The organism is Euzebyales bacterium, from assembly GCA_035461305.1.
In the GTDB taxonomy this organism is placed as follows: Bacteria; Actinomycetota; Nitriliruptoria; order Euzebyales; family JAHELV01; genus JAHELV01.
In genome coordinates this window covers 40,819-53,785 of record DATHVN010000050.1, presented here as the reverse complement: position 1 = coordinate 53,785, position 12,967 = coordinate 40,819, and the positions used below count along the sequence as shown (strand labels likewise).

The 12,967-nt window shown below is 71.4% G+C and carries 12 protein-coding genes and 1 pseudogene; 1 reads left to right on the top strand and 12 read right to left on the bottom strand.

The window, feature by feature from the left end:
- Positions 1–115 precede the first annotated feature (115 nt).
- Positions 116–1,123 carry an aminotransferase class I/II-fold pyridoxal phosphate-dependent enzyme gene (locus VK923_04825; GenBank protein HSJ43991.1) on the bottom strand — a complete coding sequence of 336 codons (1,008 nt, stop codon included), beginning with the start codon at positions 1,121–1,123 and terminating at the stop codon, positions 116–118.
- Between the two features lie 96 nt (positions 1,124–1,219).
- Positions 1,220–1,435: pseudogene (locus VK923_04820) on the bottom strand (GntR family transcriptional regulator).
- 29 nt (positions 1,436–1,464) lie between these two features.
- Here VK923_04820 and VK923_04815 point away from each other — a divergent pair.
- Positions 1,465–2,142, top strand: a complete 678-nt coding sequence (locus VK923_04815; GenBank protein ID HSJ43990.1) for a pyridoxamine 5'-phosphate oxidase family protein — start codon at positions 1,465–1,467, stop codon at positions 2,140–2,142.
- On the opposite strand, the gene VK923_04810 is transcribed toward VK923_04815, so the two are convergent.
- From VK923_04810 to VK923_04765, 10 genes are all read right to left on the bottom strand, one after another.
- Positions 2,103–2,906 carry a phytanoyl-CoA dioxygenase family protein gene (locus VK923_04810; protein HSJ43989.1) on the bottom strand — a complete coding sequence of 268 codons (804 nt, stop codon included), beginning with the start codon at positions 2,904–2,906 and terminating at the stop codon, positions 2,103–2,105. The two genes, VK923_04815 and VK923_04810, sit on opposite strands and share 40 nt — an antisense overlap.
- A gap of 129 nt (positions 2,907–3,035) precedes the next feature.
- Positions 3,036–3,500 (bottom strand): hypothetical protein, encoded by a 465-nt coding sequence (locus tag VK923_04805; GenBank protein ID HSJ43988.1) that lies wholly within the window; start codon positions 3,498–3,500, stop codon positions 3,036–3,038.
- A gap of 265 nt (positions 3,501–3,765) precedes the next feature.
- On the bottom strand, positions 3,766–4,014 hold the full coding sequence (locus tag VK923_04800; GenBank protein HSJ43987.1) for a hypothetical protein: 249 nt from the start codon (positions 4,012–4,014) through the stop codon (positions 3,766–3,768).
- Positions 4,015–4,129: 115 nt separating this feature from the next.
- Positions 4,130–5,266 (bottom strand): alpha/beta fold hydrolase, encoded by a 1,137-nt coding sequence (locus tag VK923_04795; protein ID HSJ43986.1) that lies wholly within the window; start codon positions 5,264–5,266, stop codon positions 4,130–4,132.
- Complete coding sequence (locus VK923_04790; GenBank protein ID HSJ43985.1) at positions 5,266–6,438, bottom strand: hypothetical protein; 1,173 nt, start codon at positions 6,436–6,438, stop codon at positions 5,266–5,268. Before VK923_04790 ends, VK923_04795 begins: the two co-directional genes overlap by 1 nt.
- Positions 6,439–6,635: 197 nt before the next feature.
- A complete protein-coding gene (locus VK923_04785) occupies positions 6,636–7,991 on the bottom strand; it encodes an oligopeptide/dipeptide ABC transporter ATP-binding protein (GenBank protein ID HSJ43984.1) in 1,356 nt (451 codons plus the stop codon).
- Positions 7,992–8,016: 25 nt separating this feature from the next.
- Entirely contained in the window at positions 8,017–9,219 is a 1,203-nt protein-coding gene (locus VK923_04780; protein HSJ43983.1) for an ABC transporter ATP-binding protein, read from the bottom strand.
- A complete protein-coding gene (locus tag VK923_04775; GenBank protein HSJ43982.1) occupies positions 9,216–10,145 on the bottom strand; it encodes an ABC transporter permease in 930 nt (309 codons plus the stop codon). The genes VK923_04780 and VK923_04775 overlap by 4 nt, the downstream gene beginning before the upstream one ends.
- A gap of 2 nt (positions 10,146–10,147) precedes the next feature.
- Positions 10,148–11,161: an ABC transporter permease gene (locus VK923_04770; GenBank protein ID HSJ43981.1), complete on the bottom strand. Its 1,014-nt coding sequence runs from the start codon at positions 11,159–11,161 to the stop codon at positions 10,148–10,150.
- A 73-nt stretch (positions 11,162–11,234) separates the two neighbouring features.
- On the bottom strand, positions 11,235–12,956 hold the full coding sequence (locus tag VK923_04765) for an ABC transporter substrate-binding protein (protein ID HSJ43980.1): 1,722 nt from the start codon (positions 12,954–12,956) through the stop codon (positions 11,235–11,237).
- Positions 12,957–12,967: the final 11 nt, after the last annotated feature.

Below are 12,967 nucleotides of genomic sequence, written 5' to 3'. Positions count from 1 at the left end.
GTGTCCTCTTGATGGCTCCGCCTTGCGTCTGGTGGGCTCACCGGTCACCCGGGTGCCCAACCTTTGTAGGCTAACGTCTCGGCTATCGGCCGCGACAGGGCGACGTCGGTGGTCGTCATCCCAGGCGCGTGCGCTCGGGGCCATGCAGAAGTGCCGCCAGGTCGCCGGCGACCCGTGCCGCGTCACGCGGATCCAGCGATGCGCTCGTGATCCGCAGGCCCGGCCCGGCGTCCAGCCGGAACGGCTCGCCCGCGCGCACCGCCCAGCCGGCGCGTTCCATCCCGGCCACCAGTGGTGCCTCCTGCGGCACCGGCACCCAGACGTTGAACCCGGACCGACCCATGGCGTCCACCCCGACGTCGCGCAGGGCGTCGAGCAGCGCGGCGCGACGCCGCGTGTAGGTCCGCGCCGCGTCGGCAAGCAGGGCCACCACGTCCGGGTCGGTGAGCATCGTCGCGGCGAGCCGCTGGAGGATGGTGCTGACCCACCCCGGGCCGAGTCGCAGGCGGCCCGCGACCCGCGCGACGGTTTGGCGATCCCCCGCCATCACAGCGACGCGAAGGTCGGGGCCCAGCGCCTTGGCCATCGACCGCATCACCGCCCAGCGCGGCCGGCCTGACGACAGCGTGTGGTAAGCCGCACCGCTGACGACGGCGGAGTGGTCGTCCTCGATGACCACCACCTCCGGTGCGTCGACGAGCAGGTCGCGCAACGCCGTTGCCCGCTCGGGGTCCAGTGCAGCACCGGCCGGGTTGTGCGCGCGAGGTGTGAGCAACATGGCCGCGACACCGTCGCGCAGCGCCGCCTCCAGCGCCTCGGGCGTCATGCCGCGGTCGTCGACCGCGACGGGGACGGCCTCCAGCCCCCGCAGCCGCAGCAGGTCGCGCGTGCCCGTCCAGCACGGATCCTCGACCGCGACCCGGTCGCCGCGGCGCACGTGCACATCGAGCAGGCGGTCGATGCCGTCGAGCGCCCCGCTCGTGACCACGAGGTGGCCGGTCCGCACCCCGTCGGCCTCGAGGTCGTCGCCGACGGCATCGAGCAGCGCCGGCAGGTCCGGTGGCTCGCCGTACAGCCGCGGTCGGTCGGGTGGCGCGATCGCGGGCAGCGGCGGCAGCAGCATCGGATCGGGATTGCCCGTCGCGAGATCGACCACGCCGTCGGGCACCGACGGCACCAAGGGGGCCTCCAGCGGTGGGCGGTGGGCAACCTGCACGCCGCTGCGGGGCCGGCTGGTCACGATGCCACGACCACGCAGATCGCGGTACGCCGCGGCGACCGTCGCCGGGCTGACCCCCAGATCGCCGGCGAGGGTCCGCACCGAGGGCAGCACCAGGCCGGCCGCGAGCGCTCCCGACTCCACACCGGTCTCGACGGTAGCCACGATCTCCTGGCGTGTGTGACCGGTGATCCTATACTGTTCACGTACAGTCATTCATCTGTACTATAACAGATGGGATCACGATGGTCGGGCTGTCTCAGACCCAGCGGACTCGGGTGCGCCGCAGCCCGCAGCGTGCCGCACACGACCCGGCGACGCTGTACGAGGTGCTCGACGAGGGGTTGGTCTGCCATGTCGGTTTCGTCGACGCCGGCAGCCCCGTGGTCATCCCGACCGCCTATGGTCGCGACGGCGACGTGCTGTACCTCCACGGCGCGACCGGCAGCCGCATGATGCGCCACCTCGCCACCGGCGCGCCGGTGTGCGTCACGGTCACCCTGCTCGACGGCCTGGTGCTCGCACGCTCGGTGATGCACCACTCGATGAACTATCGCTCGGCCGTCGTGCTCGGTACGGCCCGCCCGGTGACCGGTGCTGACGAGCGCCGGCACGCGTTCGAGGTGATCGTCGACCACCTGGTGCCGGGGCGGTGGGTCGACGTCCGCCACCCCAACCGCAAGGAGGCCGCGGCCACGGCGATCGTCGCGGTCGACCTGTCGGAGGCATCGGTGAAGCTGCGGACCGGACCACCCGTCGACGACGAGATCGACCTCAACGCCGGCTCGTGGGCGGGCGTGCTGCCGGTCGCGACGACGATCGGGCCGCCCGTCGCCGACGAGCACACGCCCGCCGGCGTCGACGCGCCGGCCTACGCGGTGGACTACCGGCGCCCCGTCCACAGCAACGGGAACAGCGGGTGATCCATCGGCGCCCCCGCCCGCAGCTCCTCGTCGAGGCCGTGAAAGGGCGGCGACGTGGTCCATGGGCGCGGCGCGTGCGTCGCGTCGTCACCCAGGAACCGCAGCGAGAGCGCGCGGCGAGGGTGGCGCATGTCATTGCCCGCGGCGGCGTGCAGGGTGAGCATGTGGAACAGCACCACGTCGCCCGGCTCCAGAGCCCAGCCCAGCACCCGGTCGGTAGCGGGGTCGACGTCGGGCACGGGCGCCAGGCTGCCCTCCGGGAACCACTGGGCCTGCCGGTCCAGGAACGTGGTCGGCAGGTACCAGGTGCCGTCGTGCGAGCCGGCGACGAACTCCAACGTCGTGGTCCGGGTCACCGGGTCGACGGGGATCCACGCGCTGATGTTCTGCCGACCGGCGACGTTGTAGAACGGCTGGTCCTGGTGCCACGGCGTCGCCTGGCGCGCGCCCGGCTCCTTGACCAGCACGTGGTCGTGGTACAGGCGCACCTCGTCGGACCCCATCAGCCGGCCGCACAGCGCCGGCAGCCCCGCGCGATCGATCACATCGCGCAGGTCGGGGTGTCGCTGCCAGTTGCAGAAGTCCTCGAAGAACGCCGGCTCGCCCGGCCGGCTCGCGGTCTGGCCATGCGGGCCGGGGTCGGCCAGCACGGCATCGACGATCCGACGCACGACCGTGATCTGGTCGCCGTCGAACACGCCACGCACGCAGATCGCCCCGTCGCGCCGGTACCGCGCGACGTCCTCACCGCTCACCTCGCCCATGCGGGAAGTCCTCTGTCCGGCGGAGCCGTCCCTGGGCCGTTGAGGTCGAGCGCCAGCGAGACGACCAAGCTCGCGGAACCAGGCCCGTGAAGTCTCGCACGTGGCGACCCACTCCATGGCCGGCAGCGGTCACAGCCCGGTGTCGTCGTCCCGTGCGGGTCGAACCGACATCGTGTTCCGCGCAGCCGTGGCGCGGTTGAGCCACAGCGACACCGCCGCGGGATGCACCGTCGTGCGCACCGCGTCGACGAGCACGGCAGCCACGTGGTCCAGGGTCACCTCGTTCCGCAGCCGCAGGCGCAGTGCATCGACCGTGTGCTGCGCGTCGTACCGGGCGCGGTTGAACCGCCGGTCAACCGCCGACTGCAGGCGGGCGCGGGCGGGACCGAACGCCACGGCCACGGTCAGCGTCGCCCCAGCGACCGCCAGCTCGGACCGGCCCGTGACCGGCGCCAGGAAGTGCTGGAGCGCGACCACGACGACGACGTACACGGCGGCCAGGACACCCGTCAGCAACACGTACGACGCAGTCCGGCTGATGATGCGGTCGATCTCGTACAGCCGGTACCGGGTGATCGCGATCCCGATCGACACCGATCAGGCCCATGAGGCCGACGAGCAGGGCCTGCCCCGTGGCCGAGCTGAACACCACCTGCGCCGGTGACGTGAGGGAGCTGCCGACCACCAGACAGACCACGGCGAACGCGAACGACACCCACCGCAGCTGCCGCCGCTCGACGTCGCCCGCCCAGTGGTAGCGGAACACGACGGACGACATGGCACCCACCACCCCCCGCGATCAGCAGGGCGAGCAGGACGATCCACGATCGGCCGTAGAGGATCTCATCCGCCGGCCTGGTCACCGCATCGATCCCCACGGCGACGAGCCACATGCCCAGCGCTGCCACGCCGAGCGCTCCGGCCAGCCACCAGCGCCATCCCGGCGGCCGACCCGATGGAACACGCGCGGCAGGAACACTGTCATGAGGATGAGCGCCGGCACCCACGCGAACCCGCACCACGCGACGAGCACGCGCCCGGTCGCGCTCAGGTTCAGGCCTCCCGCCCCGTCGAGCACGTAGAACACCCTGGCGAAGTCGGCGACCACGAAGCACAACCCGACCGTTACGGGATCGTGAGGACGTGCTGTTCCGCGTCCGGCGCATCCGTCCTGTGCCGGTGGACGTCCGGGCCCAGCGCAGGCGTCCGGCGCACGCGGCGCGTCAGGCCAGGTGACCGGCCAGCCACGCGAACGACGCCGGCGCCCACTCGGCGAAGTGCTTGAACGCGCAGTGCCCCGCGTCGGAGTAGACGCGGGCCTGGCGTCCCGTGGGTGGACCGCTCTCGAGCATGAAGTAGATGTTGCCGATGGGCGCCAGGTGGTCCTGCTTACCGTTGATCATCAGCACCGGCTGCGTGATGCGGTCGACCAGACCGAGCTCCGACAGCGCCCACCGGCTGAAGTCCTCGCGCTCCTGCTGGACCGACGTCGCTTCGAACGACGGTGGCCCGTCGGGTTCGCCGAACCGCCACGCCGACCGCTGGTTGCGGACCTCCACGAAGCGCTCGAGCTCGTCGTCGTCCATGCGGTACCCGAACGGGTGGCCGGCGCTCGCGACGACGGCCCGCACCCTGTCCGGCACCGTCCCTGCGAGCTGCAGCACCGAGTAGCCACCGCGGCTGATGCCGAACGCGCCGATGCGGGACGCGTCTACCTCAGGACGCGCCGCCAGGTGGTCGAGCGCCGCGATCCACGCCGACACCGACTCGGGTGCCCACGGGAACGGGTTCTGGCCGGTGCCCGGCCCGTCCATGACCAGCGACGCCATGCCGTGGTCCAGCGCGTACTCCGAGGCCCAGCCCCGGTCCTCCTTGAACACGTCGGCGCCGCACATGATCAGCAGGGCTGCGACCGGGTGCTCGGGCGACGCGTGGTGGGGCACGCGGAGGTGGCAGGTGATCGGCCGCCCCTGGTGCCTGACGTCGACGACCTCGAGCGGCGGGTCGAGGAAGCCGCTGGCCTTGCAGTAGGCGCGGGCGCAGTCGTCGCTGACGGCGCGCTTGACCGGGGTGATCTCGCCCGGGAAGCGCCCGATTGCGTAGTAGGTCTTGGCCTGCAGGTAGGCGCGGCGGGCGTCGTCGGACCGCCCCTCGTCGGTCAGGCGGTCGCCCTCGGCCTCGTGGCGCTGTCCGACCTCACGCCACACCGGCACCCAGCGGTCCTCGGTGGTCCCGTCGAGCCGAGCGACGGTCGCCTGCAGCTCGTCGAGGTCGTCGATCATCGACAGCCAGCGACGGTAGAAGCCGCCGTGCTCGACGACGAACGGGTCCTCCGAAGGCGCGAAGCCGAGCGTGGCCATCAGGTGCCCTCCCGTAGCCGTGCCCCGTCGAGGGACGCCGCCAGGTCGTCGGTCGGCTCCAGCACGTACACCCCGCCGTGGACGCGGTCGGTGACGTAGGTCAGCAGGTCCTCGCCCACCCACACATCGTTGATCTGCACGGCCTGCTGCCCCGCCGGGCAGTCCGGGATCCAGTGCCCGATCTCGCGCGGCGCGTCAGGCTCGGCCAGGTCGTAGACACGCAGCCCCGCGTTGAAGTAGGTGACGACCACGACCTCCGAGCTGCGATAGCTGCCCGGCCGGTTCTCGTGGGTGCAGTGCGCGCCGAAGCGCAGCCCGCGTTCGCAGAAGTCGCCCTCGGGCACCGGACAGACGGCACGCGCCACCGGTGCGGTCTCGTCGGCCACGTCGACCACGCGGACCATCCGCGGGTCGTCGTCACAGCCGTCGCTGGTCGCCTCGTCGGTGACCACCACGAGGTCCCGACCCGGCAGCGGCATCGCGGTATGCGTGTTGCCGCCGACGTCCCACGACAGCCGCGAGACGATGCGGATGTCGTCGAGGTCGGTGATGTCGAGCACCGCCATCCCGGAGTCCCACAGGCCCACGTAGGCCCGGTCACCGTCGATCAGTGCGTGGTGCACCGAGCGGCTCTCGTCGTCGGGCCAGTCACGGCCTTCGCCCGGGCCCATGCCCGGCCACCACCAGCGCGCACGCTCCACGGGCGCGGTGGGGTCCGAGACGTCGACCACGACCCAGATGCGCTCGCTGAAGCCGTCAGGGGTCGCCGAGACGTGGGCCAGGTCGCCGCCCTCGTACACGATGCGGTGCACGCCCCTACCCGTCGAGTCCCAGAACCCGATCTCGGCCGGTGCAAACGGGTCGGTGAGGTCGTAGATCGTCATGCCTGCGCGCGCCGGCCGCCCACCACGGAACGCCTCCTCGTTGACCAGCAGGAGCCCGTCGGCCACCTGCACCTTGTGGGTGTGCGCGCCCTCGGGTGCCCGCCACTGGCGGACCAGCCGCAGATCCTTCGGATCGGAGGCATCCAGCACGCTGGTGCCCATGCTCGACGGCCCGAAGTGCCCGACGTACAACGCGTCGCCGGCCCGCATGACCTGCATGCCGTCGCCGTGCCCGTCCAGATCGTGGCGCGCGAGCTGACGGAACCCGTGCGACTCTCCACCATGCATGCAAACGGTTGTATCAGATGTCGACCGCCTCCCGCGACCCCAGAGCCACTCCGTTGGGGACGCCCCCCAACGCATACGCGGCACCACGTCCCCAAACCACGGCGAGCCGGTCACGTGGGGACGTCCCCCAACGCATACGCGGCACGACGTCCCCAGATTGGTGGGCGGTCACGTAGCGCACGCTCCGAAGGAGTTGGTCAGGGTGCGGCGAGGTCGTCAAGGACGCAGGCGGCGTGGTGGTCCGTGCCACGGGGGGTCAGCTCGACATCGCCGACCGGGCGGAACGCCACGTCGACGCGGGTGCCGGTGGCGTCGGTCCGCTCGAGCGCGTCGCGCATGGCCTTCGGCACCGCGTCGGACCGCAGTGCTGCCGTCAGCCGCCGTGCCGCTTCGTCGGACCCGAACCTCAGCGCCGCGTCGAAGGTGGACCTCCGCTCGACCCCGGCGAGCTCGTCGAACATGCCCGGCTCCTCCTCGAGCCAGCGGACGACGTCGTCGACCTCCCACCCGCAGTCGGCGGTCACCAGCGGGCACCTGGTGTGGAACCGGCACCCCGCCGGCGGCCGCGCGGGGTCCGGCACCGTGCCCTCCAGCCCGCGGAAGCCGGTGCTGTCGTCGAACAGATCCGGGCTCGCCTGCAGGAGGGCGCGGGTGTACGGGTGCGCGGGCGACGCGAAGAGCTGCTCGGTTGGTCCCGCCTCGGCCACCCGGCCCAGGTACATGACCACGATCCGGTCGGCCACGTGGCGCACGACAGACAGGTCGTGGGTGATGAACAGGTACGTCAGGCCGCGCTCCTGCTGCAGGTGGTGCAGCAGGTTCAGGATCTGCGCCTGCACCGACACGTCGAGCGCGCTGGTCGGCTCGTCGAGGACCACCAGCTCGGGGTCGAGCGCCAGGGCCCGGGCGATCGATATGCGCTGCCGCTGGCCGCCGGAGAACTGGTGGGGGTAACGGTTGAGGTGCTGGCGCCCCAGGCCGACCTGGTCGAGCAGCTCCACGACCCGCTCGCGCAGCGCCGAGCCCGACGCCTCGCGGTGCACCCGCAGGGGCCGACCGACGATGTCCTTGACCAGCTGGCGCGGGTTCAGCGAGGAGAAGGAATCCTGGAACACGACCTGGGTGTTGCGCCGGAACCGGCGCCACGCCTGTCGCTTGAGCAGGTCGACGCGGTGCGCCGCCCCCAGCGCCTGGAGCTCGGCGCGCTGGGCGTCGGTCCGTTCGCCGCCCTCCGGCACGGCATGCAGCCGGTCGAGCTGCGCCGCCTGGTCGGCCGTCAGGTCGAAGTAGACGCCGCCGCCAGTGGGCGTGGACAGCCCGGAGACGCAGCGGCCGAGCGTCGTCTTGCCGCAGCCGCTCTCCCCCACCAGCCCCAGTGTCTGCCCACGTCGCAGGTCGAAACTGACGCCGTCGACGGCCTTGACGTGCCCGACGACGCGCTGCAGCGCTCCCTCGCGGATCGGGAAGTACCGGCGGAGGTCACGGACGCCGACGACGATGTCGCCCCGGGGCGCGACGGCGGCGCCGCCGGACCGTTCGGTCACCGTGGTCACACCCTCCTCCGATCCACGCGCGCCGTCACCGGACGACCCAGTCCGCGCTGGGCAGGTCGGCGTCGGCATCGTCGGGCGGGCGGTGCAGGAAGCACGCGACCTCGTGGCCGTCGGCGACGGGGGCGAGGACCGGGTCGACGCGCTCGCACGCCGGCGCGGCGTGGGGGCAGCGGCCCGCGAAGCGGCACGACGGCGGCGGGTCGATCAGCTCGGGCACGGTGCCCTCGATCGCGACGAGCTCGCCACGGCGGTGGGTCGCCGACGGCACGGCCGCCAGCAGGCCGCGCGTGTAGGGGTGCAGCGGCTCCGCGAGCACCTGCTCGGTCGGCCCGATCTCGACGATCCGTCCCGCGTACATGACCGCGACCCGGTCGCAGACCCTGCGCACCAGCGACAGGTCGTGGCTGATGTAGAGCACCGCGGTGTCGTGGCGCTGCTGCAGGTCGCGGACGAGCTCGATGATCCGGGCCTGCACCGTCACGTCCAGCGCCGTCGTGGGCTCGTCCGCGATCAGCAGCGCGGGGTTGCAGGCCAGCGCCTGCGAGATCATCACACGCTGGCGCATGCCGCCCGACAGCTCGTGGGGATAGCGGTCCATGACCTTGCGTGGGTTGGCGATCTGGGTCTCGGCCAGCGCGTCGGCGATCATGTCGTCGAGCGCGCGCTCGATGGCTGCGGACCGGGACCGCAGCGGTGGGAGCGCCAGCGCGATCCGCTCCGGCACGCGCGTCCGGCGGGCGGCCCGTCGGCGCAGCAGCCAGCCGCCGGCGGCCGCTGGGTCGACGCCGGCGCGTGCCAGCACGTCGGCGACCCTGTGCTCGCTGAAGACCTCGGCGATCTGGTTGCGGACCGTCAGCGCCGGGTTCAGGGCCTTGGCGGGGTCCTGGAAGATCATGGCGATGCGGTCGCCGCGGATGCGGCGCATGGTCCGACCGTCGGCGGTGGTCAGGTCGACGCCCTCGGGGCCGAACGTGATCGAGCCACCGGCGGCGATGCCGGGCGGCATCGGCACGAGGCGCAGGAACGACCGGGCGGTCACACTCTTGCCGCAGCCCGTCTCGCCCACCAGCCCGAGGGTCTCGCCGTCGCGGATGTCGAAGCTGACCCCGTCGACCGCGTGCACCGTGCCGGCCTTGGCTCGGAAGTGCACCCTCAGGTCGGTCACGGTCGCGATGACGTCCGACGCCGGCGCCTGCGGTGACGTCGTCGCCTGTCGCGGCACCGTCACCGCGCGCTCTCGGTGCGCGGGTCCAGCACGTCGCGCAGGCCGTCGCCGACCAAGTTGAACGCGAGCGCCCACAGGAAGACCATCAGCCCCGGGAAGGTCGACGCCCACCAGCGGCCGGCGGAGATGCCCGCCTGGCCTTCGGACACCAGCACACCCCACTCTGCGAGGCCGGCCTCGGCGAGGCCGATGAACGACAGCGTGGCGCCGACCAGCACGATGTGGCCCATGTCCAGCGTCGCCTGCACGATGGCGGGCGTGATCGAGTTCGGCAGCACGTCGGTCGCATAGATCCGCCAGCCGGCGTCGCCGATGACACGCGCGGCGTCGACGTAGTCGTTCTCCTTGATGTGGATGATCTGCGCCCGCATGATCCGCGCGTACTTCACCCAGAACACGACGGCCAGCGCGAGGATGATGTTGCGGAACGACGGTCCGAGCACCGCCGCGATCGCCAGCGCGAAGATCAGTTCGGGGATCGACAGGAACACGTCGACGACGCGCATCAGGATCTCGTCGATGCGCCCGCCGGCGAACCCGGCGAGGCTGCCGATCGCCACGCCGACCACCACGGCGATCGACACGACGATCAGCGACAGCCGCAGCGACGTGCGTGCGCCCCAGATGATGCCGTACAGCACGTCGCCGCCGGTGTTCGTCGTGCCCAGCAGGTGTCCCGGCGAGCCGGGCGGCTCGTTGAGCGCACCCCAGTCACGCGGCATCTGGTACGGGTCGGGCGTGTTGGGCTCGGTCAGCACCGGTGCGAGCACGGCGACCGCGAGCATCCCGATGATCAGCACCAGGCCGACGACGGTCGTGGGGTTGGAGAGCGTCGCGGTGAGCAGCTCACGCCAGCGGCGGGCCCGCACCCGCCACGCCGACTCGGCGAGCGGCGCGGCCACCGGAACACGGCGCGGGATGTCCGCCATCGCTACTCCCCGAGCACGACGCGACGGTCGAGGTAGGCGTACACGACGTCGACGGCGAGGTTGACGACCAGGAACAGCACGCTGGTGAACATCACGTAGGCCATGATCGTGGCCTGGTCGCCACGCAGAACCGCATCGGCCATCCAGCGGCCCAGACCCGGCCACTGGAAGATGATCTCGGCGACGACGGCACCCTGCAGCAGGAAGCCGAACGTCAGGCCGATGACGGTCACGGTCGGGATCAGCGCGTTGCGGCGGGCGTGGCGCCTGAGCACGAGCCGCTCTGGCAGGCCCTTGGCGCGCGCCGCGTCGACGTAGTCCTCCTGCAGCTCCTCGACCAGCGACGACCGCATCATCCGAGCGATGATCGCGGTGGCGCCGTATCCCAGCGTGATGGCGGGCAGCGCCAGGTGCCACAGCGCGTCCCGCAGCGCCGTCGGGTCGAGCGCCAGCAGCGCGTCGACCGTGTACATACCGGTGGGGTGCGGGATGCTGTGGAAGATCTCGGCGTTGGAGCGTCCCACCGGGAACCAACCCAGGTTCACCCAGAACACGATGAGCAGCAGGATCGCGAACCAGAACAGCGGCATGCTCGCGCCGCTGATCGCGAAGATCCGCGTGACGTGGTCGGGCAGGCGGTTGCGTCTGGCTCCGGCGTACGTGCCGAGCGCGAGCCCGAGGACGACCGCCACGATCGCCGACGCGATCGCGAGCTCCATCGAGGCGGTCAGCTTCGCCGGGAAGACCTGGGTGACCGGGGCGGCGGCGACCCCCGACCAACCCAGGTCCCCGCGCAGCACGCCCGAGGCCCAGTAGACGTACTGCACCGGCAGCGGATCGTCGAGGTGGAAGCGCTCCTCGAGCTGGGCGACCTCCTCGGCGTCCATCTCGTGGGACAGATAGATGCCTATCGGTGAGCCGCCGATCCGCGTCAGCGAGAAGACGATGAGCGACGTGCCCACGACCAGCAGGGGCAGGATCAGCAGGCGTCGCAGCACGTAGTCTCGGATCTGCACGCGTCAGCGGCCCGTGGCTGGGACGGGCCGGCTCACCTCCTCCACCGCATCCCGGTCCTTCCAGCCTGCCTGGTCACGACTTGTCGAACAGCGCGAACTTGACGTTCGGTCGCGGCCACAGCGTGTTGAGCACGAAGCCCTCCACGCTGTCGCGGTGCGCGTTGGCGATGCCCTCCTGCGCGGCGATCAGCCACATCGGGTCGTCGTAGAGCAGGTTCTGCAGCTCGCTGTACAGCTCGGCGCGCCGCTCCTCGTCGAGCTCGACGGCGGCCTCGTCGATGAGGCTGGCGATCTGGTCGGGGTTCTGGTAGCCCTGCCGGAACCCGTGGATCTCGCCCCACTCACCGTCGGGATGCTCATACGCCTGCATGTAGGCGTCGGGGTCGGCGAACGGGTCGGCGTTCTTGACCCACATCGCGTAGGGCACGGGGTCCGAGGCGTGCGCCTCGTCGAACTGCGCTTCGGCGACGGCCAGCACGCGCACCTCGAAGTTCGGGTTGAGCGCCTCGAGCGAGTCCTTGAGCACCAGCGCGGCGATCTCGAACAGGTTCGCCTCCTCGGTGATCACCGAGATCGTGAAGCCCTCGTCCCACACGCCGGCCTCGCGGAACAGCCGCTCGGCCTCCGCGGTGTCCTGCTGGTCGTAGACCGGGGCCTCGGGGTCGTAGCCGAACACGCCCTGCGGGATGTGGTGCGGGTTGAAGTCGCCGAACCCGCCGAGCGCACCTTGAAGGAACGCGTCGTAGTCGAAGGCGTGGTTGAACGCGCGACGGATCCGTGGGTCGTGGAAGAAGTCCGCCGGGATCGTGTCCTCCGGGGGCAGCTCGTCGGTGGGGATGTTGAGGTTGAACCCGATGTGGATCGGCTCGACCAGCAGCCCCTCGCTGTAGATGGTCACGCTTTCCGCGCCCTCGATGTCGCCGACGAACGACGGGTCGGTCTCGATCATGTCGTACTCGCCGGCGCGCAGGCCGAGCACGCGCACGTCGGGGTCGGGCACGACCTCGATGCGCAGGTCGAGGTTGGCCGGCTCGCCCCAGTACTCGTCGTTGATCTCGAACTGCAGGTTCTCACCTCGGTTCCAGGCGATCAAGCGGTACGGGCCGGTCCCGACCATGTTGGTGGCCATGAACTCGTTGGGCTCGCCGGCGGTCACCCCGCCGTTCTCCTCGACCGCGTCAGGGCTGACCACCGACGCAACCATCGCGGTCGCGACCGAGCGCAGGAACGACGCGCTCGGCGTCGTCAGCGTGACCTGGAACGCGCCGTCGTCGGTGACGGACGTCTCGGCGACGTTGTCGATGAGCAGGTCGGCCGCGCTCTCGGGCAGGTCCATCTCGATGACGCGGTCCCATGAATACTTGACGTCGTCGGCGGTCAGCTCGGTCCCGTCGTGGAAGGTCACGCCCTCGCGGATCGGAAAGGTGTAGGTCAGGCCGTCCTCGGAGACCAGGCCGTTGTCGCGACTCGGCACCTCGGTGGACAGCCCGGCGACGAGATCGGGACCGTCGGGGGCGATCTCGACGAGGCGCTCGTAGACCTGCAGGACCATGGTCTCGCCGCCCTCACCGGGCTCGACCTGCGCGGGATCCAGCGACAGCGGCTCGTCGTCCGCTGCGTGCACGAACGTGCCGGTCGGTGCGGCCTCACCTCCACCACCCGCTGCGGCCGTCGCGGTGGCGCCGCCTCCGGCAGATCCCTCGGGCGCGTCGGCGTCACCGGCCTCGCTCGCACCCGTGCACGCCGCGGCGAGCAGCATCATGGCAGCCAGCAGCGCCAGCAGCCGCCTGTCCAACCCCCGTCGTC

Bases quoted from the DNA above. Each gene is read 5' to 3' on its own strand.
- VK923_04825 (HSJ43991.1), bottom strand. From the start codon at position 1,123: ATGCTGCTGCCGCCGCTGCCCGCGATCGCGCCACCCGACCGACCGCGG.
- VK923_04815 (HSJ43990.1), top strand. From the start codon at position 1,465: ATGGTCGGGCTGTCTCAGACCCAGCGGACTCGGGTGCGCCGCAGCCCG.
- VK923_04810 (HSJ43989.1), bottom strand. From the start codon at position 2,906: ATGGGCGAGGTGAGCGGTGAGGACGTCGCGCGGTACCGGCGCGACGGG.
- VK923_04795 (HSJ43986.1), bottom strand. From the start codon at position 5,266: ATGGCCACGCTCGGCTTCGCGCCTTCGGAGGACCCGTTCGTCGTCGAG.
- VK923_04790 (HSJ43985.1), bottom strand. From the start codon at position 6,438: ATGCATGGTGGAGAGTCGCACGGGTTCCGTCAGCTCGCGCGCCACGAT.
- VK923_04775 (HSJ43982.1), bottom strand. From the start codon at position 10,145: ATGGCGGACATCCCGCGCCGTGTTCCGGTGGCCGCGCCGCTCGCCGAG.